Consider the following 24,597-nt stretch of genomic DNA (forward strand, 5'->3'; position numbering starts at 1 on the left):
GTGCTCCTGAATTCAGCGATCAAGCAAAAGAAAGATGACGATGGCAAACAGGACCAGGCACAGGCCTTTCCAGAATGCCAAGGGGTTGCGTTCCAGCAGCGGCAGGCGTTCGCCCCGGCGCGCGGCCTCGGGCGGATGGCGCAGCGCATGCGTGAATTCGGATAGCTCGGGCGTGCGCTGGGCGGGGTCGGGATGCAGGGCGCGGCTAAGCACGCCGTCGATCCACGCCGGCAATTCGCGGTCGCGGTCCAGCACCGACACATAGGTCAGCCGCATCTGCGCGGCGCGGCTGCGGGCGCGCGCCACGTCCGCGCCGTAGGGCAGGCGTCCGGACAGCATCTGGTACAGCATCGCGGCCAGCGAATACAGGTCCGACCGCGAGGTGCCGGCTTCGCCCAGGAAGTACTCGGGCGCGGCGTATTGCGCGGTGCCCAGCATGGACGGCGCGTCGTCGTCTTGGGTGGCGCCGTCCCACAAGCCGGCCGCCTGCGTCGAGCCCAGGTCGATGATGCGCGCCACACCGTCGTCGCCGATCAAAATGTTGTCGGGCCGCAGATCCTGATGCACGATCTCCAGCCGGTGAAACGCTTGCAGGCCGCGCGCAATCTGCTCGATCAGCGTCACCGCCTGGTCCAGCGTAGGGCGCGGGTGCTCGGCCATCCAGCGCGTCAGCGTGCGCCCGGGCAGGTATTCGCTGACCGTGTAGAGATAACGGCGCGTGCGCGGCATCGGCCAGGCGCGCACCACGTGGCGGCTGTCGATGCGGCGCGCGATCCATTCCTCGGTCAGCAGCCGTTCCAGATAGGCCGGGTCGTGGCGCAGGTCCAGCGAGGGGATCTTGATGACCACCTTATCGCCGCTGTCGATGTCCTCTGCCAGGTAGACGTGGCTGCGGTGGCTGGCTTGCAGCTCGTCCTGAATGCGGAAGCCTTCGAATTCCATGCCGGCGGTCAGCAAGGGCGGGCAGGGCAGGTTCAGGCTGTAGCGCGCGATTTCATCGGCGCGGCGCGCGGGCAGCGCATCCACGCGGACGATCTGCACGGTCAGGTTGTCGTCGCTGCCGCGATCGAATGCCAGGCCGGCCAGGCTGTGCGCGGCCGCGTCCAGCGTGTCCGGATGCGCGGCGATGGCTTGTGTCACGTCGTCTGCGTTGATGTGTTCATACACGCCGTCGGTGGCCAGCAGAAAGACGTCGCCCGCTTCCAGCGGCTGCGTGTGATAGTCGATTTCAAGGTGGGGCGTCAGGCCCAGCGCGCGCCCCAGATAGCTTTTGTCTTGCGATATCCAGACGCGATGGTCGTCAGTCAATTGCTCCATTGCGCCCGCGCGCAGCCGGTAGATGCGCGCGTCACCAATATGCAGGATGTGCGCGGTGGTGGCCTTCAGCACCATCACGGTCATGGTGCAGACGTAGCCCCGGTCGGCGTCGCGCGGCTGGTCGGGGTGATGGCGCTGGCGCGTCTGCGCGTGCAGCCAGCTATTGGCCGCGCTCAGTACCTTGTGGGCGGACTTTTTCACCGACCAGGTTTCGGGCGTGCAGTAATAGTCTTCCAGGAAGCTCGCCACGGCGGTCTCGCTGGCAATGTGGCTGACCTGGCTGCTGCTGATGCCGTCGGCCAGCGCCACCGCCACGCCCTTGGCGCCCAGCAAGGGCTCGCCCGGTACGCACAGGCCGTGGAAGTCCTGGTTGACGGGCTTTCTGCCGGGTTCGGTGTGTTGGCCCACCGCCACCTGCAAAGAGGCGGCGCTGGGCTTAAACCCGAGCTCGGGCTCGCGACGGTCCATTACGGCTGACGTCCTGGCGCGTGATCAGTTGAAGCGGCGCTTGGGGGCCGTCTTCATGTGCGTCGTGTACAAGGTCAGGCCGGTCAGCGAGAGGCCGCCGATCAGGTTGCCCAGCACCACGGGGATCTCGTTCCAGATCATGTAGTCCATGATGGAAAAATTGCCGCCCATGATCATCGCCGACGGGAACAGGAACATGTTGACGATGGAATGCTCGAAGCCCATCGCGAAGAACAGCATCACGGGCATCCACATGGCAATCACCTTGCCGCTGACCGACGTGGAAATCATGGCGCCAACCACGCCCAGCGACACCATCCAGTTGCACAGCACGCCACGGATGAAGATGGTGAGCATGCCGCCCGCGCCGTATTCCTTGTAGCCCAGCGTGCGGTTTTCACCGATGTGAGAAATGACTTCGCCGACCTTGTTGGGCGGCACGGAAAAGCCGTAGGTGAACACAATCGACATCAGCACGGCCACCGTCAATGCCCCCAGAAAGTTGCCGACAAAGACAAAGCCCCAGTGCTTGAGGATGCCCTTGAAGGTCACGCCCGGGCGCTTGTCGAACAGCGCCAGCGGGGTCAGCACGAACACGCCGGTCAACAGGTCGAAACCCATCAGGTACAGGATGCAAAAGCCCACCGGAAACAGCGCGGCGCCCAGGATGGGCGAGCCGGTCTGCACGGTGACGGTCACGGCGAACACGGCGGCAATAGCCAGGATGGCGCCAGCCATGAAGGCGCGGATCAGCACGTCGCGCGTGGCCATATAGATTTTGGATTCGCCGGCGTCCACCATCTTGGTGACGAATTCGGAAGGGACCAGGTAGGACATGATTTACCTATCGTGTTGATGATTGTGAAAAGGGAAACGCGCGGTCAGGCGATTTCAACGGTGTCGCCGTTGAACCGGGCCTGCCAGGTGCGCAATTGCTGTTCGGGGTACTGCACGCAACTTCCATCCGCCAACCGGAAGTGCTGCTTGTAGAGCGGCGAGGCCACCACCAGGCTGCCGCCCAGGTGGCCGACCAGGCCGCGTCCGATGACGTTGGCGCCGGATTTCGGGTCGCGGTTTTCAATGGCGTAGAGCGGGTTGCCGTCGGCTGCGGGCACGTAGAACAAGGCAATCTGCTGCCCGTCCAGCAAGACGACCACGCCGGAATCGGCCACCAGGTCATCGCGGGTGCAGACGGCACGCCAGGCCAGCGTCGGGGTAGCGGGGGCGGGGGCAAGGGCTGAAGCATTCATCAGACGATCTCCTCGGCAATGGGAATGACGCGCGCGGGCTTGCGCTCAAGCTCGGCTGCCCGCGCAGGCCGGGGCTGGCCGCGTTCCTGCACGAATTGAATGTCGGGGTCGCCGCCGCGCTCGTTGACGAACGTGCGAAAGCGCTTGAGCTTTTCCGGGCTGCTGACGGTGTTGGCCCATTCGCATTCATAGCGGTCCACCACCAATTGCATCTGCGCTTCCAGTTCGGCGGCCAGGCCCAGGCTGTCGTTCAGCACCACGTCTTTCAGATAGTCCAGCCCGCCTTCCAGCGACTCGCGCCACACCGACGTGCGTTGCAGCTTGTCGGCGGTGCGGATGTAGAACATCAGCACGCGGTCGATGATGCGGATCAACGTGGCGTCATCCAGGTCGGTGGCGAACAGTTCGGCGTGGCGCGGGCGCATGCCGCCGTTGCCGCACACGTACAGGTTCCAGCCGTTCTCGGTGGCGATGACGCCGATGTCCTTGCTTTGCGCCTCGGCGCATTCGCGGGTGCAGCCCGACACCGCGAACTTCAGCTTGTGCGGCGAACGCAGGCCCTTGTAGCGGTGTTCGATGTCCAGCGCCATGCGCACGCTGTCTTGCACGCCATAGCGGCACCAGGTGCTGCCCACGCAGGACTTCACGGTGCGGGTGGACTTGCCGTAGGCGTGCCCGGTTTCAAAACCGGCGGCGATCAGTTCGCTCCAGATGTCGGGCAGTTCGTGCAGTTGCGCGCCGAACAGGTCGATGCGCTGGCCGCCCGTGATCTTCGTGTACAGCTTGTATTTCTTGGCGACTGCGCCGATGGCGATCAGGCCGTCTGGCGTGATCTCGCCGGCAGGAATGCGCGGCACCACCGAGTAGGTGCCGTTCTTCTGCATGTTCGCCATGAAGGTGTCGTTGGTGTCTTGCAGCGGCACCAGGCGCGGTTCCTGAATGGGGCGGTTCCAGCACGAGGCCAGGATGGAGCCCACGGCGGGCTTGCAGATGTCGCAGCCGACGTGGCCCTTGCCATGGCTGGCCAAGAGTTCTTCGAACGTTTCGATGCCGCCCACGCGCACGATGGCGTAGAGCTCTTGGCGCGTATAGGCGAAGTGTTCGCACAGGCTTTTGTCGACCGTGACGCCACGGCTGGACAGTTCGTGTTCCACCACCTGCTTGAGCAGCGCGGCGCAACCGCCGCAGCCCGAGGCCGCCTTGGTGCAGCTTTTGACGCCGGCCAAGTCCGTGCAGCCGCCGTCGATGGCGGCGCTGACGGCGCCCTTGCTGACGTTGTGACAGGAGCAGATGGTGGCGGTGGCGGGCAGCGCATCCACGCCCAGCGCGGGCGCGGCGCTGCTGGCGGGCAGGATCAGGCTGGCCGGATCCAAGGGCGGCGCGATGCCGTTCTGCGCGTATTGCAGCAGCGTGTCGTAGTAGCGGTTGTCGCCCACCAGCACCGCGCCCAGCACACGCTTGCCGTCGGCCGACACCACCAGGCGGCGATAGCTGGCGCCGGCTTCATCGATAAAGCGGTAGCTGCGCGCGCCCGGCGTCTTGCCATGCGCGTCGCCGATCGAGCCCACGTCCACGCCCAGCAGCTTGAGCTTGGTGGACATGTCGGCGCCGGTGAACGTGTGTTCCGATGCGCCGCACAGTTCGGCCGCGGCGATGCGCGCCATCTGGTAGCCGGGTGCCACCAGGCCGAACACGCTGCCGTTCCAGGCGGCGCATTCGCCGATGGCATAGATGTTGTCGTCGCTGGTACGGCAATGGTCGTCAATGGCCACGCCACCGCGTTCGGCCAGCGTCAGGCCCGCTTTGCGCGCCAACGCCACTTGCGGGCGGATGCCGGCGGAAAACACAATCAGGTCGGTTTCCAGCGGCGCGCCTTCGGCAAAGCGCATGCGGTAGCGATATTGCGTGCCGGGCTTGATGTCCTGCGTGGCGCGCGACAGATGCACGCCCACGCCCAGCGCCTCGATGCGCGCCTTCAAGGCGGCGCCGCCTTCCTCGTCCAACTGCACCGGCATCAGGCGCGGCGCGAACTCCACCACATGCGCTTCCAGGTTCAGCGACTTCAAGGCATTGGCGGCTTCCAGCCCCAACAGGCCACCGCCCACCACCACGCCCCGGCGCGCCCCTTGGGCGGCCTCGCGGATCAGGTCCAGGTCGTCGATGCTGCGGTACACCAGGCGCGAGGCCCCCTCGGCACCCGCGATGGGCGGCACGAAGGGGTAAGAGCCGGTTGCCAGCACCAGCTTGTCGTAACCGACGCGGCCGTTGGCGGTAATGACCTCACGCGCGTGGCGGTCGATGTCCAGCACCGGCTCGCCCAGATGCAGCGTGAGCCCGTCGCGTTCGTAGAAGGCGGCATCGCTCATCGACATGGATTCGGCGTCGCGGCCATTCAGGTATTCGGACAGGTGGACGCGGTCGTAGGCGCGGCGCGTTTCCTCGCCATAGACGTGGATGCGATAGCGCTCAAGCGCGCCTTGGGCGATCAGTTGTTCGACGCAATGGTGGCCCACCATGCCGTTGCCGATCACCACCAAGGTCTGCAAGGAATCGGGAGTGGCCGCTGCTTTCATGAATATCCCCAGGCTTGTGGTTTGGGTTTCAAAAGACAAAAAGCGCCCTGGACCTTACGGTCGGGGCGCCTTTGCCGGTACTGCTTGAATTGTGTTGCGGGCCTTGCGGCCTGCATGAACAACTTAAGCAAAGACCATGCCAGGTTGGGTCGGAGAGTGGGTCGGGAAGCTGTGTGCCGAGGCTTGGACGCGGGGCGTCATAGGAGAAATTGCGGAATGCGGGCGGGGAACGAGCCGATTGGGGTGGGGCGGATCGGGGTGGGGCAGGAAGCGACTGCCATCGTCGGATGCCTCAAAGCGGTGCAAGCCGTTGTGCGCGCCGCACTGGTTTGGCGCAGCGCAACATGGCGGGGCGGGCCGCGTCAGTGGCGCGCGGCCTTGCCCGCACGCAGCGCGCCGCGCCGCACGCGCAGGCTGGCGCGCACCGTGGTCTTGGCGCCCCTGACGGATTTGGGGCGGTGGGATTTGCTGCCGACGTTGTTGTGGGCTTTGCTGCCGGCATTGCCGCCGGGTTGGCCCTTGCGACCCTTGCGACGGCCGCTGCGCGCCTGGGCCCGCGCGCGCGCCGTGCAGGCGGCGGCCAGGGCCAGCAGCTTGTCTTCGTCCAATTGTTCGGCATCCACCAATTGTTCGTCGGCGCCTTTCATGGCCAGCAGCAGCTCGTCCAGCTTCAGGTGCAGCGCGCGGCTGTCCTTGTTCTGGTTTTGCTGGATCAGGAACACCATCAGGAACGTGACGATGGTGGTGCCGGTGTTGATCACCAACTGCCAGGTTTCGGAATAGCCGAAGACGGGGCCGGTAACGGCCCACAGCAGCACGGCGCACAAGGCCGTGCCAAACGCGATGGGCGACCCCGCCCAATGCGTGACATGCGCCGCGAAATGGTCAAAGAACCTGGTGACGGCGTTCGATTTTTTGGGGGGCCTCGATGAGTCCTTGGTGGTCTCTTTCGCCGTCTCGCCGGGCTTTTCTTGCCGCTGTGGGGCCGTCGTCGTCGGTTGTGGTTTTTCTTGCATGAGCATCACTTGCCAATCCTCATTGCTGTTCGATCCCTGTCACCGCATAAGCAACGTGACGCTTACTTGGGCCGAGGCTCGCGCAGCCCTTTATCAGGGGGCGCCAGTTCCCCTGCGCGCAGGCGCGGCAGGCACTGCGCCATCGCGCGCGCCACGTTGCGCACTTCTTCCTGCACGGCCTGGTCGCAATCCAGGTCGGCATGGCTGGTGGCGTAGGGCTGGTAGTAGCCGATGTAGCGGTCCAGCCGCGACATCGCCCCGGCGTCGATCAGGCCCATCCAGTCCATCCAGTCGCTCAAGGCGCGTCGCTGGCCTTCGATGCCGGCCACGTCGCCATGCACGACGAGGCCGTAAGCACGCCCCGCCAGATGTTTGGGATAGGGCCAGCCGTCCAGTTCAATACGCTTGGCCTTGGCCGCGTCCTTGCCGGATGTGGAGGTGGGGTCGGGGTTGCCGCCATCGGCGCATACCAGCCGGTCGATCATCAGCTTCAACGGGCTGGGCGATTGGTACCAATAGGTCGGCGCCAGCAAGATCACCCCGTGCGCCGCCACCCACTGTTCGTAGATGTCGTTCATGGCGTCGTTGTCCTGGCCCAGGGAATGATTGGGATAGCAACTGCATGGCCAATGGCACAGCGGCATGGCGGTGGAGACGCAGCCTTTACAGGGATGGATCTGGTACTGGTATTCGGATGTCAGCCGGCTCAGGTCCAGCATGTCGGCTTGCACGTTGGCGCTGGCGAGTTCTGCGCTGACGATCTGGGCCAGGCGCCAGGTCTTGGAGACCTCGCCCGGACAGGTGCCGTCGTTGCGCGCCGCGCCCACCACCACCAGCACGCGCGAGCGGGTGGCGGGGTCGCGTTGCGTCGTGGCCGCTTGCGCCAGGCGGTCGTGCGCGTCTTTCCATTCCACCGACAGGTCGTAGTCCGGGTCGGCGTAGGCCGCGCCGGCCTTTACGGTGATGGGGGCCTTGCGGCCGCCTTGGTAAGCGTCCCAGGCGATGGCTTCCAGGCGGTTCAGCGCATCCTGTTCCGTCTGAAAAGCCGGGTCGTAGAAGCGGCGCATGAAGCGCAGCCTGAAGGTGTCGCGCGCAAGCGGGCCGGTGTATTGGCCTTTGCGCACATCGGGCTTGGGTGCGGTCATGGGGGCTGCCTGCTTGAAGTGACGCAGGAAGCCAGCAAGCCGCGTGCCCGTTATTGGCCGCCTGTCATTACCACCATGACCTCAGCTGGCTTGGGGCTGCGCGACAAATAGATATGCCCCACGCCGCTGTCGAAGTAAGCCGTTTCGTGCTTGGTCAGCACCAGCGATTCCCCGTTTTCAAAGCGGATTTCCAGTTCGCCTTCCAACACCACCAGGAATTCCTGGCCGGCGTGGCGCATGTAGTCCTCGAACTCCGACTCCTCGCGGGCCAGGATGCGGCCATACATGGGCGTCATGCTGCGCTGCGGATACTGGCCGGCCAACAGCTTGTAGTCGTAGGTGCCCGTCATGTAGCCCGGCGATTCGGCCAGCGTGCAGCGCAGGGCAGAGGGGGCGGGGCCGTCGCTGGCGTCTTTTCCCGGGGCCGTGACCGGGCCGAACAAGGCAGCGATGTCTACGTCCAGCGCACGCGCCACGGCGGCGAATTTGGCATAGCTGATGGACACCTGCCCCAGTTCCATCTTTGACAAGGTGGACAGCGCCACACCGGTCAGGGCCGACAGCTCCTTCAGGGTCATGGAGCGCGCCCGGCGCAGCGCGCGCAGCCGTATGCCCAGGCTGCTGCGGTCAGCCAGGATGTTGGTGGCGGGCGAGGGCGGACGGATGATCGGCATGTTGGTGCTTTCCCTTAGCGGCACGGGCTGGCGCAATACTAGCCTGCCTTTTTTCGTTGACGGATATTTTGTCATATCCGAGAATTCTCAAATCCGAGAATTATGGAAACACCATGAGTGAGCAGCAGTTCGACGTTGTCATCATCGGGGCCGGTATTGCCGGTGCGTCTTTGGCTTATCGCTTGACGGCAGAATCGTCGTCGCCGATGCGCGTACTGCTGCTGGAACGCGAAGCGCAACCCGGTTATCACGCCACCGGCCGCTCTGCCGCGATGTTCATGGAAACCTATGGTACGCCCCAGATCCAGGCGCTGACGCGCGCCAGCCGTGCCTTTTATGAGCAGCCGCCCGAAGGCTTCACCGAGCACCCGCTGCTGCATGAGCGCGGCTGCCTGTACATCGCCAGCGCGGACCAGCGCGACACGCTCATGGAAACCTACGAAGGTGCGCAGGCGTTGGCCGGCAACGTGCAGTTGCTGGACGCGGCACAGGCCTTGTCCCGCGTGCCCTGCATTCGGCCCGAGGCGGTGGCGGGCGGCGCGATGTTTGAACCCGATGCTCGCGACCTGGACGTGCATGCGCTGCATCAGGGCTTTCTGGCGGGTGCGCGGCGGCATGGCGTGGTGCTGCGGTGCAACGCCGAGCTGGAGTCGGGCCAGCGGTCAGTTGGTAGCCAGTCGGATGACCAATCAGGCGAAAAAGCAGGCGAAACCTGGACGCTGCTTCTCAAAGACGGCACGCAGCTGCAAGCGCGCATCGTCGTCAACGCCGCGGGCGCCTGGGCCGACGATGTGGCGCAGCGTTGCGGCGTGGCGCCGGTGGGCTTGCAGCCTTGCCGGCGCAGCGCCTTCACGTTCCCCGCGCCGGAAGGGGTCGATTGCAGCGCCTGGCCGGCCGTGGTGGGCATTGACGAGTCTTTCTATTTCAAGCCCGATGCGGGCCAGTTGCTGGGTTCGCCCGCCAACGCGGACCCGGTGGCCGCGCACGACGTGGTGGCCGAAGAGCTGGACGTGGCGACCGGCATCTATCACATCGAAGCGGCCACCACGCTGAGCATCCGACGGCCCTCGCACGTGTGGGCCGGGCTGCGCTCGTTTGTGCCGGACGGCGACATGGTGGTGGGTTTTGACGATGCCCAGCGTGGGTTCTTCTGGTTGGCGGCGCAGGGCGGATATGGCATTCAGTCGGCGGCGGGGGTGTCTGCATTGGCGGCGTCGCTGGTCACCGGCCAAGCCTTGCCGGTGGAACTGATCGACCAGGGCGTGGCGCCATCCTTCATGACGCCGCTTAGGCTGCGTTGAGCGTGGCGCTGATAATCGTTGGCGCCAAGTTTTCCGATGGCGCGTTCGGTATCGGGAACGGGGGCGCACTTTGCAGTGATCCTAAGCCCCTTAAAGTCCCTCAAAGCCCCTTAGCCAAACGCTGCCCTGACGGCGGCAAAGGCGGCCGCCACCAAGGGGTCGCCTTGGCGGGCGGCCTGGGTGATGAAAGACAGCTCGGCGGGGATGGCAAGGCCGGGCAGCAATAACAAGCCATTCGCCTGGGACTCGCGCAGCGCAATCGAATCACGCACCAGGGACAGCCCCACGCCCGAGCGCACCAAGTCCAGCATGGACGCTTCCTGATCCACTTCGGCCACCGCGTTGGGCGCGATGCCCAGCGCGTCGAACTTGGCCGCCAGCAAGCGGTGGTGCACGGAATCCGGCGGGGTCCGGATCCAGGGCAGGGCGGCAATCTCCTGCCAGCCTCGGCCGGCCACCTGCGCGCCCCAACCCTTGGGCGCCACCACGTAATAGGTAAACGACGCCAGGGGCAGGACTTCCAGCAAGGGCGCGCCGCCCGTTGCGCCGGCCGGCCCCAAATAGAAACCCACGTCCAAATCACCCGCCCGCACCTGTCGGCCGACGGACCCTGACATGCCATGGCGCAGCGTGGGTCGGATCTTCGGATAGTGCTCCACCAGGTATTGCAGCGTGGCGCCCAGGCGCAGGAACTCCGGGTCCAGGATGGTGCCGATGCGCAGTTCGCCTTGTACCGTGTCGCGCAGGGCGCCGATGGCGCGTTGGAAATCTTCCATGGCGTCCAGGATGCGCAGCGCGGACGGCAGCAGCGCCCGGCCATCCGCGTTGGGCGCCAGCCCCTGCGCCGTGCGCGCGAAGAGCGTCAGGTCCAGCGATTCCTGGAAGTTCTTCAATTGCAGGCTTAGCGCGGGCTGGGTCACATGCAGGTGTTCCGCCGCGCGCGTCAGGTTGCCTTCCCGCGCCACGGCGGCAAAGGTGCGGATGTGCTTCAAGTCCATGGCGCTGTCCGTTGCGGAAAGGGGGTGAGCATTATTAAAGATGCTTATAAGCCGAATTTCAACTTTTCATTGGACAGTTGGGGGCGGCTGCGCCAGAGTCACGCAGACGCGGGTGACGGCAAGCGACGAACGGCAAGCAATGCACGGCAAGTCATGCCCCGCAAACACACAAAAGCAGATAAAAAATGCTTATGGAGACATACGGTTGATGGAGACATACGATTTCGTCATCGTGGGCGCGGGCTCGGCCGGCTGCGTGCTGGCCAACCGCTTAAGCCAGGACCCCAACACGAACGTGCTGCTGCTGGAAGCCGGGGGCCGCGACAACTACCACTGGATCCACATCCCCGTGGGCTACCTGTATTGCATCGGCAACCCGCGCACCGACTGGATGTACCGCACGGTCAAGGAAGCCGGGCTGGGCGGGCGTTCCTTGATTTATCCGCGCGGCCGGGTGCTGGGCGGATGCTCGTCGATCAACGGCATGATCTACATGCGTGGCCAGCGTGAAGACTACGAGGACTGGGCCGCGCTGTCCGGCGACCCGGGCTGGGGTTGGGACCAGGTGCTGCCGGTCTTCAAGCGCAGCGAAGACTATCACCGTGGCGCCGACGAATTCCATGGCGCGGGCGGGGAATGGCGGGTCGAGGCGCAACGGCTGCGTTGGGACATCCTGGAAGCCTTTGCCGCCGCGGCCGAACAGGTAGGCATCCCCCGGGTTCAGGATTTCAACCGTGGCGACAACTTCGGCAGCGGCTATTTTGAAGTGAACCAACGCAGCGGTTGGCGCTGGAACACGGCCAAGGCATTTTTGCGGCCGGTGATGAAGCGGCCCAATCTGCACGTGATGACGGGCGCGCAAGCCGAACAACTGGTGTTCGAGGGCAAGCGTTGCGTGGGCGTGCAAGTGCGGCTGGAAGGCAAGGGCAAGGAGCGTGGCACGCCGCGGACGATTACCGTGCGCGCTCGCCGCGAAGTCGTCATGGCGGCGGGCGCCGTCAACACCCCGCATCTGCTTGAACTGTCCGGCATCGGCGAACCCGCGCGCCTGCGTGAAAGCGGCATTGGTTTGCGCCACGCCTTGCCCGGCGTGGGCGAGAACCTGCAAGACCATCTGCAACTGCGGGTGATTCTTAAGGTGAATGGCGTGAAGACGCTGAACCGAATCGCCGGGTCGTGGCTGGGCAAGGCGGGGATCGGCCTGGAATACCTGTTGCGCCGACGCGGGCCGATGAGCATGGCGCCGTCGCAGTTGGGCGCGTTTGCCAAGTCCGACCCTGGCCAGACGCGCGCCAATGTGGAATTCCATGTGCAGCCTTTATCGCTGGGGGCGTTTGGCGAACCGCTGCATGCCTTTGACGCCTTCACGGCCAGCGTGTGCAACCTGCGGCCAACCTCGCGCGGCAGCGTGCATGCCCAAGGGGCGGCGGGCACGCCCGATGGCGCGGCGCCCGTCATCGCGGCCAACTACCTGAGCACGGAAGCCGACATTCAGGTGGCGGCGGATTCCATCCGGCTGGTGCGGCGCATTGCCGCCGCGCCCGCCTTGCAGTGCTATCAGCCTGAGGAATGGTTGCCTGGGCCGGACTACCAGACGGACGAGCAATTGCGCGAGGCGGCCGGCAAGATCGGCACGACCATCTTCCATCCGGTGGGCACCTGCGCCATGGGCAAGAACGCGGACAGCGGGGCGGTGGTGGACGCGCGCCTGCGGGTCTTCGGGTTGGAGGGGCTGCGCATTGCGGACGCCTCGGTGATGCCGCTGATCACATCAGGCAACACCAATTCGCCCACCATCATGATCGCGGAGCGCGCCGCGGACATGATTCTGGAAGACGCGCGGGCAGAATCGCGGGCAGACGCGTAGGAAAGCCCGCGTCGGGCGCGTCCTTGATGTCTCTTGGACGCGCCGCGTGGTTTGAATGGGTTTGAATCCGCGCGTTCAGCGCAGCGAGCGGTACACCTCGGGGCGCTGCGGGTGCGTCAGGATCACTTGCCAGAGCTGGCCTTCGCGTGACCGGAAAAAGCCCGCGCAACACATCAGATAGTATTTCCACATGCGGTAAAAGCGCGTGCCGTAGCGTGACTGCAAGGCCGGCCAGGCGCGCTCAAAGCGGTCCCACCAGGCCATCAGCGTGCGGTCATAGTCGGTGCCGAAGTTGTGCCAGTCTTCGATGATGAAGCGGTGCTCGACGGCGGTGGCGATTTCGCGCGCGGACGGCAGCTTGCCGTTGGGGAATACGTAGCGGTCAATCCAAGGGTCCGTGCTTTGGCTGGTGGCCGCGATGCCGATCGTGTGCAAGAGGAAGATGCCGTCCGGCGCCATCAGGCGTTGCACGTTGCTGAAGTAGGTGTCGTAGTTCTTGGGCCCCACGTGTTCAAACATGCCCACCGACACGACCTTGTCGAAGCTGCCTTGCAGGTCGCGGTAGTCTTGCAGCAGCAGTTGCACCGGCAGGCCCTTGACCCGTTCCTGCGCCAGCGCCAACTGTTCCTTGGACACCGTCACGCCCGTGACCGTCACGCCGTAGTTCTCGGCCGCGAACTTGGCCAGCCCACCCCAGCCGCAGCCGATGTCCAGCAGCGTCTCGCCGGGCTTGAGTTGCAGCTTGCGGCAGATCATGTCCAGCTTGGCCAGTTGGGCGTCTTCCAGCGTCTGGGCGTTTTCCCAGTAGGCGCAGGAATAGATCATGCGGCTGTCCAGCATGGCTTCGAACACGTCATTGCCGGCGTCGTAATGCTGTTCGCCCACTTCAAAGGCGCGGTGCTTGGATTGCAGGTTGAACAGCTTGTGGCGCAGGTGCTCAGCAATCAGCTTGATGCGCGCCACGCCCAGCGCGGCCGAGCCCATGTCGGCGCGCAGCAGGCGGGTGAAGAGTTCGTCCAGTTGCTCGCAGTCCCATTCCCCGTCCATATAGGACTCGCCCAGACCCAGCGACCAACTGGCAAAGACGCGTTCGTACATGTGGCTGTCATGCACCTGGATGTCCCAAGGGCGCGTGCCGTTGATTTGCACGTCGGCCCGGGACAGCACGTCCTGGAGCACTTTTGGCGGTTCGGGGGGAGGGGGGCTGACGTCGGGCGACGAGTGGTCAGCGGTTAGCGGAGAAACAGGACTGCTTTGCTGCATACGGACTCCATATCAATTTTGGGATGACTGATCTGGCAATGCCTGAAGCTCATAACTCTCGCCCCAACCGGCGGCTGATTCCAATTTAATGATTGGATCGGCCTGATAGCTAACGGCAATTCCGTACCGCCGCGACAAGGGGGCGCCGATGAGAATGGGGTGATCGTAGCGAGGCGCGGGCGCAGTGTCCAGCACGGGGCGCAGCGTCTGAATTGCACCCGACCGCGCCGCCGCCGTCATGCGATTGTCTGGCTGACGCGATTACACTAGTGCGCCCTGGTGGGCCGCCGTTGCGGCGCCCGCCGATACGTGGAGTGTTTAGATTGGACGCCAGCCTGCAACCCCGCTTGGAATTCGTCACCTGCGCCAGCCCGGCCGGCTTGCACCGGATGGCCTACTGGGAATGGGGCGACCCGGCCAACGAGCAGGTGCTGCTGTGCGTACACGGGCTGACCCGAAGCGGGCGCGATTTCGACGTGCTGGCGCGCCGCCTGGCTGGCCGCTACCGGGTGGTCTGCCCTGACGTGGTGGGCCGTGGGCGCTCTGACTGGCTGGTCAACCCTGCGTTCTACACGGTGCCGCAATACGTGTCCGACATGGTGACGTTGATTGCGCGCTTGCGGCCCGCCACGCTGGCCTGGGTGGGCACGTCGATGGGCGGCCTGATCGCCATGGCGCTATCGGGCGCTTCGGTGTTCGCCACCGCCATGCAGGCCATGCGCCCGCATGCGGGCATGCTGCCCCCCGGCCACGGCATCCAGCTGGACAAGCTGGTGTTGAACGACGTGGGGCCGCGTCTGGAAACCGGCGCCTTGTCGCGCATCGGCCAGTACGTGGGCCAGCCGGGTGAGTTTGCCTCGTTCGAGGAAGCGGTGGCCACCATGCGCGCCAACTCCGAAACCTTCGGGCCGCATACCGACGCGCAATGGACAGATCTGGCCCAATACCTGTACCCGGAATTCGGCGGCAAATGGGTCAAGCACTACGACCTGGCGCTGGCCCAGGCGCTGGCCGCTCAAACACCGGAAGAGCTGGCGGCGGGCGAACAGATTCTGTGGCGGTCCTACGACGCCGTGCCGTGCCCGATTCTGATCGTGCGCGGTGAAAAGTCCGACCTGCTGACGCCCGCCACCGTGGACGAGATGCTGAAACGCAATCCGCGCGCCCAAGCGCTGGAAGTGCCTGGGGTAGGCCACGCGCCGACCTTGATCGCCGACAGCCAAGTGGAGCCGGTGGCGGCGTTTCTGCTGGGCTGAATGTCCGCGGGGCGATTAGGGGGACGCCCCGGCGCTATTCAGGGTGCCGGGGCTTCTCTACAATAGCCCGATGAAATCGCCCACCCTGAACATCGATCTGCACTGCCATTCCACTGTGTCCGACGGCGCGCTGGCGCCTCGCGACGTGGCGCAGCGCGCGCACGCCAACGGCGTCGACGTCTGGGCATTGACGGATCACGACGAAGTGGGCGGCCTGGCCGAAGCCGCCAGCGCGGCGCAAGACCTGGGCATGCGGTTTTCCACCGGCGTGGAAATCTCGGTGACGTGGGCGGGCCTGACGGTACACATCGTGGGCCTGCAATTCGATCCGCAAAACGCTGAGCTGGTCGCGGGTTTGCGCCAGACCCGCTCGGGCCGCGCCGAACGCGCCAAGCGCATCGGCGACCGCCTGGCCGAAATGGGCATGCCCGGCGCCTACGAAGGCGCGCTGCCGTTCGCCGGCAACCCTGAACTGATCAGCCGCACCCACTTTGCGCGCTATCTTGTCGAGGCGGGTTACTGCCCCGACGTGCAAACCGTATTCACCAAGCACCTGGGCGACGACCGCCCCGGCCACGTGCCCATGCAATGGGCCACGCTGGCCGAAGCCGTGGGCTGGATCCGTGGCGCGGGCGGTCGCGCCGTCATCGCGCACCCGGGCCGCTATAAGTACACGCCGCTGCAATTCGCCGCGCTGTTCGACGAATTCTTGCAGTTGGGCGGCGAGGGCATCGAAGTCACCACCGGCAGCCACACCGTGGAAGAGGCCCGCCAATATGCCGAGGTGGCGCGCCGCTACGGCTTCCTGGCGTCGCGCGGGTCTGACTTCCACAGCCCCAAGGAAAGCCGGATCGACCTGGGCCGCCTGCCGTCGCTGCCGTCCGACCTGAAGCCGGTCTGGCACGACTGGTTCTGACGCGGGCGGCCAACGCCGGCCATTCTGCAAGCCTGACGCGGGCGGCCACCAACGCCGCCCATCCTGCAAGCCATTTATCTTGGGATCGCGCCACTGCGGCGCAGCCGCTATGAACAAAGCCTTTGTTAAAGAGTCCGACAACGAGGACGACGACGACCTGCCGCAAGCCCAAGCCTTGCCCGTGGGCACCAAGAACTACATGACCCCCGAAGGCTACGAACGCCTGCGCGCCGAACTGACGCACCTGATGAACGTAGAGCGCCCGTCGGTAGTGCAAGTGGTGTCGTGGGCAGCCTCCAACGGCGACCGTTCCGAAAACGGCGACTATCTCTACGGCAAGAAACGCCTGCGCGAAATCGACCGCCGCATGCGCTTTTTGACCAAGCGCCTGGACATCGCCGAAGTCGTCGACCCCGCCTTGCAGCCCAACCGCGACCAGGTATTCTTCGGCGCCACGGTGTTGTACAGCGACAAGGCCGGCGAAGAGCACACCGTCACCATCGTCGGCGTCGACGAAGCCGAGCCCCTGGCCGGAAAAATCAGCTGGATTTCCCCCGTCGCCCGCGCGCTGATCAAGGCAAAGGAAGGCGACACGGTAGTGCTGCGCACCCCCGGCGGAATAGAAGAGCTGGACATCATGGAAGTGCGATACCCGTAGGATGCCCGAGGCATACCCGTAGGATGGGTGAAGCGCGAGAATCCTTAAACAAGAACAAAGCCCTACAACGCGCGCAACCCATCAAGCAGCGGTGGGGTTCTTAACGGGTTCAGCCACAACGCAGCCTCCGCCCGATGGGTTACGCGCGATCCCTATCCGATTCCTTTTGGAAAGCCTCCCGGGGGTCACCCATCCTACAAGTGCCATACCGTAGGATGGGTGAAGCGCGAGAATCCTTAAACAAGAACAACGCCGCACAACGCGCGTAACCCATCAAGCAGCGGCGAAGTTTTTAACGGCCGCGGCCACACCGCCAGATGGGTTACGCGCGATCCCCATCCCATTTTTTGGAAAGCGCCCCGCGCAACCCATCCGACAATCCCGCCGCAATGGACCACCCAAAAAAGGAAACAGGCGCCAGCTTTTGGCTGGCGCCTGTTTGGTTGGGAGGGCTCTGACGTCCCTGCCTCGGTTTGGCGGCTTGCGCCGTCGTTCCCCTGGGGCTTGCTGCTAAATCAGTACGTTGGCGTCAACGCTCTTCACTGCTTGCGCGCAGCGATGGATTTTTCGGCCATGTTGACCAGGTCTTCGCCGATCTGCTTCTTCCACTTGTCGTAAACCGGCTTCGTGGTCTTCACGAACGCCTCGTGCTCGGCCTTCGACAAGGACGTGACCGTCACGCCGTGGCCTTCGATTTCCTTCAGCAGCGACGGGTCGCTTGGCGTGACGCCCTTGCGTGCAATCACGATCTGCTGCTTGCCGGCATCCAGCGCGGCCTGGCGCACGATGTCGCGGTCCTTTTCCGACCAGGAATTCCACACCTCGCGGTTCACCACGAAGATCAGCGGATCGGCCACATAGTTCCACAGCGTCAAATACTTCTGGCCCACCGTATAAAGCTTGGAACCCGTGTAGATCGACAGCGGATTTTCCTGCCCATCCACCGCGCCGCTGGCCAGCGCCGGCTGCGCGTCGGCCCAGCTCATCTGCGTGGGGTTGGCGCCCAGGGCCGTGAACGTGTCGATGTACAGCGGCGAACCCACCACGCGCAGCTTCATGCCCTTCATGTCGGCGGGCGTCTTCACTTCGCGCTTGGAATTGCTCAGTTGGCGATAGCCGTTTTCGCCCCAGGCCAGCGGCACCACGCCGGCCTTTTCGATCAGCTTGAACATCTCGCGGCCCACGTCGCCTTGCACCAGCGCGTCGATGGCAGCGTAGTCGGGCATCAGGAAGGGCAGCGAAAACAGGTTCAACTGCTTGACCTGCGGCGACCAGTTGATGGTGGACCCCACCGCCATGTCGATCACGCCTTGGCGGATGGCGGTGAACTCGCGCGTCTGGTCGCCCTGGACCAGCGACGTGCCCGGGTACACCTTGATGTTGATGCGGCCATCGGTGCGCTCGCGCACCAGCTTGGACCAGATCTCGGCGCCCTGGCCCCACGGGAACGTCGTGCCCACCACGATGGACAGCTTGTATTCGGACTTGTAGTTCTGCGCGTGCGCGGGCGTCATGCCGACCACGGCGGCGGCGCACAGCGCGGCGCCAATCAGGTTGCGGAAGTTCATACGATGTCTCCTCTCTTTGCGAGTGTGTCTATTGTTGTAATCAAGATCGTTACGGACCTGCTTTCGCTTCAATAATCCAAATCAATAACCCAACTTATGCGGCAGCCACAGCGCCAGTTGCGGAAACACCAGCACCGCCACCAGCACCAGGAACATGGAAGCCAGCAACCACACCACCCACCGCACCGTGGACTCCATGGGCACCCGTGCAATGCGGCACGACACCATCAGGTTCACGGCCAGCGGCGGGGTAAATTGGCCCAGCGCCACCTTCAAGGTCAGCACCACGCCGAACCACACCGGATCCCAGCCGTAGGCATTGGCAATGGGCATCAGCAGCGGCACGAAAATCAGGAAGATCGAGATGCCGTCCAGGAACATGCCCACTGTCATCAGCAGCAGGATCAACAGCGACAGCACGCCCCATTCGCCCAAGCCGGAATTGACGATGGCGTTGGTGATCGGGTCAATCACGCTCAGCGTGGACAGCGCCCATGCAAAGATGCCGGCCAACGTCACCACCAGCATGATCACGGCGGACAGTTCGGCCGCTTCGCGCAAGATGGTGTAAAGGTCGCGCAGCTTGATGGTGCGGTGAATGAAACCGCCCACGAACAAGCCGTAGAACACCGCCACCACCGCTGCCTCGGTAGGCGTGAACCAGCCCAGGCGCATGCCGCCCAGAATCAGCACCGGCGCGGCCAAGCCCCATGAAGCATCGCGCAGGCTGGCCCAGAAGGGCGGGCGCGGCAGATGGGATTCCAGCGCGCCCATCTTGTATTTGCGCGATAACCACACGGCCGGAATGATCAGCGCAAAGCCCGCTAGCAGGCCGGGAATCATGCCGGCGGCAAACAGCGCGGGCACGGACGCGCCGGGCACCAGCACCGAATAGATGATGAACGCCACCGACGGCGGAATCAGGATGTCGGTGGCGGCGCCCGCCGCCACCACCGACGCCGAGAACGAACCCGGGTAGCCCGCGCGCGACATGGCGGTGATCATCACCGCGCCCACCGCCGCCGCGCAGGCCGGGCCAGACCCAGAGATGCCGCCCAGGAACATGGCCACCGCAATCGACACCAGCGGCAGCATGCCCGGGCCACGGCCCACAATGGCAATCGCAAAATCCACCAGCCGCTTGGCCACGCCGGACCGGTCAAAGATGGAGCCGACCAGCACGAACATGGGGATGGCCAGCAGCGGGTACTTGGCCAGCCCCGCGTAGAAATTCTGCGGCACGGCCAACAAGCCATACCAGGGCGTGTCCAGATTGGACAGCACGATGGCGATGGTGCCGCCGATGCCCAGCGCCACGCCCACCGGCACCCCGATCAACATCAGGACGACAAAGACAATGAACAGCAGCGACACAATCATGGCTTGCCCGCGCTCTGCAGAATGCGGCGGATGATGCCCAAGGTGCGCAGCGAGATTGCCGCCGCCATCACCGGCAGCCAGATCGAATACCACCAAGTGGGCACGCCGATCGCGGGGGACGTTTCTTCGTACATGAATTCGTCCGACACCAGCTTCACCGACAGCACGGTCAGCAGCACGAAGAACGCCAGCACGCATCCGTTGGAAATCAAGGCCATGATGCGCTGGCGGCGCGGTGAACCCGAATCCGCCAGGATCTCAATACGGATATGGTGGTTGCGCACGAACGCCACGCTGCCGCCCGCCATGGTCAGCACGATCAGCAGGAACACCGAGATTTCTTCGGTCCAGGCGAACGACTGGTCCGTGAAATAGCGCACCAGCACGTTGGCGAAGGTGATCAGCGCCAGCGTCGCCAGCAGAATCACGGCCAGCCATTCTTCAATGGCCAGCGGCACCTTTACGGCGGGATCGGGTTCAACGGGGATGATCGGTTCGACGGGCTCGACGGAGGCTTCAGGGCGGGACATGGGTGCGGCGACGGCTTGGGCGCGGGGCCCGCTTTATGAATTGGGTCGCTGCATCCTACCGTCGCCCTTGGGGCGAGGGTGTTCGTGTTTTCCCGTGGTGCGGGGCGACAACAACATGCTGCATTGCGTCAGACGATTCTGTGGCGCGGCGGTAAGACGCTGGATATTTCGCGATGACACCGTGGCTTCAAGCCGATATTGCTATGCACCATCCTGGTTCATCGTCGTCAGAATTCTTTTGTAACACTAGGGAAAACAAGGGCTTTGCAAGCTTCTTGAATAACGGCTCCGGGAAAACCCCCTAAACAGGTAAAATCCCGTTTTGCTCCCATCCTTATACGGCGCCCGCATCGTGTCCCTAGTTCAGCATCTGCCTGGTTCCTCCGTCCTGTCCTCCTTTCGTCGTGATCGCCTGCTGGCGCAACTAAAGGAAGCCGGCCTGCCGGTGGCCGACATCTCCGCTCGCTACGAGCACTTCGTCAGCACCGACGCCGCCTTGACGGCCGAACAGCAGCAACACCTGACCCAATTGCTGGATTACGGCACGCCCAGCACGGCTGACGCGCCCGCCAAGAGCTTGTCGCTGCTGGTCATTCCGCGCCTGGGCACCATTTCCCCGTGGGCCAGCAAGGCCACCGACATCGCCCACAACTGTGGCTTGTCGTCGGTACACCGCATTGAACGCGGCGTGCGCTATGTGATCACCCCCGAACGCGGCCTGCTCGGCACCAAGTCGTTTGACGACGCCATGCTGGCGCGCGCGGCCGACTGCCTGCACGACCGCATGACCGAAACCGTGGTTGACGCCAGCTTCGACGGCCAGGCGCTGTTCCAGACGCTGGCCGGCAAGCCCATGCGCACCGTCGGTGTTCAGGCTGATGGCGTCAAGGCATTGGCCGAAGCCAACGTGTCGCTGGGCCTGGCCCTGTCCGAAGACGAAATCGAATACCTGGCCAAGTCCTTCACCGACCTGGGCCGCGACCCCACCGACGTGGAGCTGATGATGTTCGCGCAAGCCAATAGCGAACACTGCCGCCACAAGATCTTCAACGCCGAATGGGTTATCGACGGCCAGTCGCAGCCCAACACGCTGTTCGGCATGATCCGCGCCACGCACAAGGCGCAGCCGGAAGGCACGGTCGTGGCGTATTCGGACAACGCCGCCATCATGGAAGGCGGCCCCGCGCAGCGCTTCCAGGCCGGCGTACCGGGCGTGACGGGCGAGGGCGCTGACGGCGCCAAGTACATCCGCCGCGACACCACCGTGCACACCTTGATGAAGGTGGAAACCCACAACCACCCGACCGCCATCGCCCCGTTCCCGGGCGCGTCCACCGGCGCGGGCGGCGAAATCCGCGACGAAGGCGCCACCGGCCGTGGCTCCAAGCCCAAGGCCGGCCTGACCGGCTTCACCGTGTCGCACCTGCGTTTTGACGACGCGCTGCAACCCTGGGAAGCCGACCACCACGGCCTGCCCGAGCGCATCGCCTCGCCCTTGTCCATCATGATCGACGGCCCCATCGGCGGCGCGGCGTTCAACAATGAATTCGGCCGGCCCAACCTGCTGGGCTACTTCCGTTCGTTCGAGCAGACCGCCGGCGGCACACGCTGGGGCTATCACAAGCCCATCATGATCGCGGGCGGCCTGGGCAGCATCGATGCGGGCCTGACCCATAAAGACGTGATTCCCCCCGGCGCGCTGCTGATCCAACTGGGCGGCCCGGGCTTCCGTATCGGCATGGGCGGCGGCGCCGCCTCCAGCATCAGCATGGGCAGCAACTCGGCCGAACTGGACTTTGATTCCGTCCAGCGTGGCAACCCGGAAATCGAACGTCGCGCGCAAGAAGTCATCGACCGCTGCTGGCAGCAGGCCGAGAACAACCCCATCATCGCCATCCACGACGTGGGCGCGGGCGGCTTGTCCAATGCCTTCCCGGAATTGGTCAACGACGCCGGCCGTGGCGCCATCTTCGACTTGAAGCGCGTGCCGCTGGAAGAGTCGGGCCTGTCGCCCGCCGAAATCTGGAGCAATGAATCGCAGGAACGCTATGTCCTGTCGATTCTGCCGAAAGACCTGGAACGCTTTGACGCCATCGCCCGCCGCGAACGCTGCCCGTATGCGGTGGTGGGCGTGGCCACTGAAGAACGCCAACTGCGCGTGGTGGACGGCGAGGGCCTGCCCGGCCTGGACACGATTCGCCCGCAAGGCGACGCCGAAGTGCGTCCCGTGGATGTGCCGATCGACGTCATCCTGGGCAAGCCGCCGCGCATGACGCGCGACGTGCGCCGCCTGCCGGGCGTGTCCGCGCCGCTGGACTTGGCCGGCATCGACCTGACCGAAGCTGCTTACCGCGTGCTGCGTCACCCCACCGTCGCCAACAAGTCCTTCCTGATCACCATCGGCGACCGCACCGTGGGCGGGCTGTCCAGCCGCGACCAGATGGTCGGCCCGTGGCAAGTGCCGGTGGCTGACTGCGCGGTTACCTTGGCCGACTACGAAGGCTTCCGTGGCGAAGCCATGTCCATGGGCGAACGCACCCCCATCGCCATGCTCGACGCCCCGGCGTCCGGCCGCATGGCCGTGGCCGAAGCGCTGACCAACCTGGCCGCCGCCGACGTGGCGCGCCTGGAAGACATCAAGCTGTCCGCCAACTGGATGGCCGCTTGCGGCGTCGACGGCCAGGACGCCGCGCTGTATGACACCGTGTCCGCCGTCAGCGAACTGTGCCAGGCCACCGGTCTGTCCATTCCGGTGGGCAAGGATTCCTTGTCCATGAAGACGTCCTGGGAACAGGACGGCGAGCAGCGCCAGGTGGTGGCGCCGGTGTCGCTGGTGGTCACGGCGTTTGCGCCCGTTGCCGACGTGCGCGCCAGCCTGACCCCGCAACTGCGCACCGACGCGGGCGACAGCGTACTGATTTTGATTGACCTGGGCCGTGGCCGTCACCGCATGGGTGGCTCGATCCTGGCGCAGACGTACAACCAGATCGGCGAAACCGTGCCGGACATCGACGCGCCGCAAGACCTGCGCGCGTTCTTCATCACGATCCGCACGCTGGCCGAAGCCGGCACCATCCTGGCCTACCACGACCGTTCCGACGGCGGCCTGTTCGCCACGCTGACCGAAATGGCCTTCGCCGGCCGCACCGGCGTGTCGGTGAATCTGGACATGCTGACCTTCGATCCGCAATCGGCGGATTGGGGCGACTACAAGATCCGCCCGGATCAAGTGAAGGTGCAACGCGAAGAACTGACGCTGAAGGCGCTGTTCTCGGAAGAAGCGGGTGCCGTCATCCAGGTGCCGGCCTCGCAACGCGACGCTGTCATGCAAGTGCTGCGTGGCGCCGGCCTGTCGGCTCACTCGCACGTCATCGGCGGCTTGAACGGCGCCGACGAAGTCGAGTTCTATCGCGATGGCAAGAAGGTCTGGGGCCAGCCGCGCGCTGAACTGGGCCGCGCCTGGAGCGAAGTGTCCTACCGCATCATGGCCCGCCGCGACAACCCGGCGTGCGCGCAAGCCGAGCTTGACGTCTGGAACGATACGACCGACCCCGGCATGAGCCCGAACGTGTCCTTCGACCCGCAAGAAGACATTGCCGCGCCGTTCATCAACACCGGCAAGCGTCCGCGCGTGGCCATCCTGCGCGAGCAGGGTTGCAACAGCCAGGTGGAAATGGCCTGGGCCTTCGATACGTCGGGCTTCGAAGCCATTGACGTGCACATGACCGACCTCTTGGCCGGCCGCGTGGACCTGGCGCAAATGCAAGGCTTGGTGGCGGTGGGCGGTTTCAGCTACGGCGACGTGCTGGGCGCCGGCGAAGGTTGGGCGCGCACCATCCGCTTCAACAGCCAGTTGTCGGATCAGTTCGCCGCGTACTTCGCGCGTCCGGATACGTTCGCGCTGGGCGTGTGCAACGGCTGCCAGATGATGGCCGCCTTGGCCCCGATGATTCCGGGCGCCGAGCACTGGCCGCGCTTCACGCGCAACCAATCGGAAAAGTACGAAGCGCGCCTGTCGATGGTGGAAGTGGCCAAGTCGCCGTCCATCTTCTTTGCCGGCATGGAAGGCGCCCGCATTCCGGTGGCCGTGGCCCACGGCGAAGGCTATGCCGACTTCTCGCAGCAAGGCGACGCCAGCCGCGTGCTGGCCGCCGCGCGCTACATCGACAACCGTGGACTAGCCACCGAAGCCTATCCGTTCAACCCGAACGGCAGCCCCGGCGGCCTGACTTCCGTCACCACGGCCGATGGCCGCTTCACGGTCTTGATGCCGCACCCCGAGCGCGTGACCCGCAACGTCATGATGTCTTGGGCACCCGAGAAATGGGGCAATGCAGACAAGGGCGGCGCGTACAGCCCCTGGATGCGCATCTTCCGCAACGCGCGCGCCTGGCTGAAGTAATTCATCCAGACACGC

At 64.9% G+C, this 24,597-nt stretch carries 18 protein-coding genes; 6 read left to right on the forward strand and 12 right to left on the reverse strand.

The genetic code is table 11. The features are described 5' to 3' along the window. Positions 1 to 12: 12 nt before the first annotated feature. The 7 genes from ACE04A_RS06505 to ACE04A_RS06535 all read right to left on the reverse strand — a co-directional run bounded on the left by ACE04A_RS06505 (position 13) and on the right by ACE04A_RS06535 (position 8,443). The gene (locus tag ACE04A_RS06505; protein WP_485819967.1) at positions 13 to 1,785 is read right to left on the reverse strand and encodes a bifunctional protein-serine/threonine kinase/phosphatase; all 1,773 of its coding nucleotides are present in this window, start codon (positions 1,783 to 1,785) and stop codon (positions 13 to 15) included. 24 nt (positions 1,786 to 1,809) lie between these two features. Next, positions 1,810 to 2,622: a formate/nitrite transporter family protein gene (locus ACE04A_RS06510; RefSeq protein ID WP_050450013.1), complete on the reverse strand. Its 813-nt coding sequence runs from the start codon at positions 2,620 to 2,622 to the stop codon at positions 1,810 to 1,812. A 44-nt stretch (positions 2,623 to 2,666) separates the two neighbouring features. Then, positions 2,667 to 3,035 (reverse strand): nitrite reductase small subunit NirD, encoded by a 369-nt coding sequence (nirD, locus tag ACE04A_RS06515; protein ID WP_279993984.1) that lies wholly within the window; start codon positions 3,033 to 3,035, stop codon positions 2,667 to 2,669. Further along, positions 3,035 to 5,608 (reverse strand): nitrite reductase large subunit NirB, encoded by a 2,574-nt coding sequence (gene nirB, locus ACE04A_RS06520; protein ID WP_448716067.1) that lies wholly within the window; start codon positions 5,606 to 5,608, stop codon positions 3,035 to 3,037. The genes nirD and nirB overlap by 1 nt, the downstream gene beginning before the upstream one ends. A 362-nt stretch (positions 5,609 to 5,970) precedes the next feature. After that, a complete protein-coding gene (locus ACE04A_RS06525; protein ID WP_279993986.1) occupies positions 5,971 to 6,624 on the reverse strand; it encodes a low affinity iron permease family protein in 654 nt (217 codons plus the stop codon). Positions 6,625 to 6,686: 62 nt separating this feature from the next. After that, positions 6,687 to 7,769 (reverse strand): flavodoxin family protein, encoded by a 1,083-nt coding sequence (locus tag ACE04A_RS06530; protein ID WP_448716068.1) that lies wholly within the window; start codon positions 7,767 to 7,769, stop codon positions 6,687 to 6,689. A gap of 50 nt (positions 7,770 to 7,819) precedes the next feature. Then, on the reverse strand, positions 7,820 to 8,443 hold the full coding sequence (locus tag ACE04A_RS06535; protein WP_259246438.1) for a helix-turn-helix domain-containing protein: 624 nt from the start codon (positions 8,441 to 8,443) through the stop codon (positions 7,820 to 7,822). Between the two features lie 113 nt (positions 8,444 to 8,556). Between ACE04A_RS06535 and ACE04A_RS06540 the strand changes: the two genes are divergently transcribed. Continuing rightward, the gene (locus ACE04A_RS06540) at positions 8,557 to 9,744 is read left to right on the forward strand and encodes an NAD(P)/FAD-dependent oxidoreductase (RefSeq protein ID WP_448716069.1); all 1,188 of its coding nucleotides are present in this window, start codon (positions 8,557 to 8,559) and stop codon (positions 9,742 to 9,744) included. Between the two features lie 110 nt (positions 9,745 to 9,854). Here ACE04A_RS06540 and ACE04A_RS06545 read toward each other — a convergent pair whose 3' ends face one another. Beyond that, complete coding sequence (locus ACE04A_RS06545; RefSeq protein ID WP_448716070.1) at positions 9,855 to 10,742, reverse strand: LysR family transcriptional regulator; 888 nt, start codon at positions 10,740 to 10,742, stop codon at positions 9,855 to 9,857. A 208-nt stretch (positions 10,743 to 10,950) separates the two neighbouring features. On the opposite strand from ACE04A_RS06545, the gene ACE04A_RS06550 reads away from it, so the two are divergent. Next, on the forward strand, positions 10,951 to 12,609 hold the full coding sequence (locus ACE04A_RS06550) for a GMC family oxidoreductase (RefSeq protein ID WP_448716071.1): 1,659 nt from the start codon (positions 10,951 to 10,953) through the stop codon (positions 12,607 to 12,609). Between the two features lie 75 nt (positions 12,610 to 12,684). Here the strand turns inward: ACE04A_RS06550 and cfa are convergent, their stop codons facing one another. After that, complete coding sequence (gene cfa / locus ACE04A_RS06555; protein WP_259246442.1) at positions 12,685 to 13,872, reverse strand: cyclopropane fatty acyl phospholipid synthase; 1,188 nt, start codon at positions 13,870 to 13,872, stop codon at positions 12,685 to 12,687. 323 nt (positions 13,873 to 14,195) lie between these two features. On the opposite strand from cfa, the gene ACE04A_RS06560 reads away from it, so the two are divergent. From ACE04A_RS06560 to greB, 3 genes are all read left to right on the forward strand, one after another. Beyond that, positions 14,196 to 15,128, forward strand: a complete 933-nt coding sequence (locus ACE04A_RS06560) for an alpha/beta fold hydrolase (RefSeq protein WP_448716072.1) — start codon at positions 14,196 to 14,198, stop codon at positions 15,126 to 15,128. 70 nt (positions 15,129 to 15,198) lie between these two features. After that, the gene (locus tag ACE04A_RS06565) at positions 15,199 to 16,044 is read left to right on the forward strand and encodes a 3',5'-nucleoside bisphosphate phosphatase (protein ID WP_259246444.1); all 846 of its coding nucleotides are present in this window, start codon (positions 15,199 to 15,201) and stop codon (positions 16,042 to 16,044) included. Between the two features lie 109 nt (positions 16,045 to 16,153). Further along, positions 16,154 to 16,702 (forward strand): transcription elongation factor GreB, encoded by a 549-nt coding sequence (gene greB / locus ACE04A_RS06570; RefSeq protein ID WP_259246446.1) that lies wholly within the window; start codon positions 16,154 to 16,156, stop codon positions 16,700 to 16,702. 539 nt (positions 16,703 to 17,241) lie between these two features. Here greB and ACE04A_RS06575 read toward each other — a convergent pair. The 3 genes from ACE04A_RS06575 to ACE04A_RS06585 form a co-directional block, all read right to left on the reverse strand. Next, on the reverse strand, positions 17,242 to 18,270 hold the full coding sequence (locus ACE04A_RS06575; protein ID WP_259246447.1) for a DctP family TRAP transporter solute-binding subunit: 1,029 nt from the start codon (positions 18,268 to 18,270) through the stop codon (positions 17,242 to 17,244). 81 nt (positions 18,271 to 18,351) lie between these two features. Then, positions 18,352 to 19,650, reverse strand: a complete 1,299-nt coding sequence (locus tag ACE04A_RS06580) for a TRAP transporter large permease (protein WP_259246449.1) — start codon at positions 19,648 to 19,650, stop codon at positions 18,352 to 18,354. Then, a complete protein-coding gene (locus ACE04A_RS06585) occupies positions 19,647 to 20,180 on the reverse strand; it encodes a TRAP transporter small permease (RefSeq protein WP_259246454.1) in 534 nt (177 codons plus the stop codon). Before ACE04A_RS06585 ends, ACE04A_RS06580 begins: the two co-directional genes overlap by 4 nt. 352 nt (positions 20,181 to 20,532) lie before the next feature. On the opposite strand from ACE04A_RS06585, the gene purL reads away from it, so the two are divergent. After that, positions 20,533 to 24,582, forward strand: coding sequence for a phosphoribosylformylglycinamidine synthase (gene purL, locus ACE04A_RS06590; RefSeq protein WP_259246456.1), 4,050 nt, complete (start codon positions 20,533 to 20,535; stop codon positions 24,580 to 24,582). The last annotated feature ends 15 nt before the right edge of the window (positions 24,583 to 24,597 follow it).

The sequence above is a fragment of the Achromobacter colocynthidis genome, from assembly GCF_057334535.1.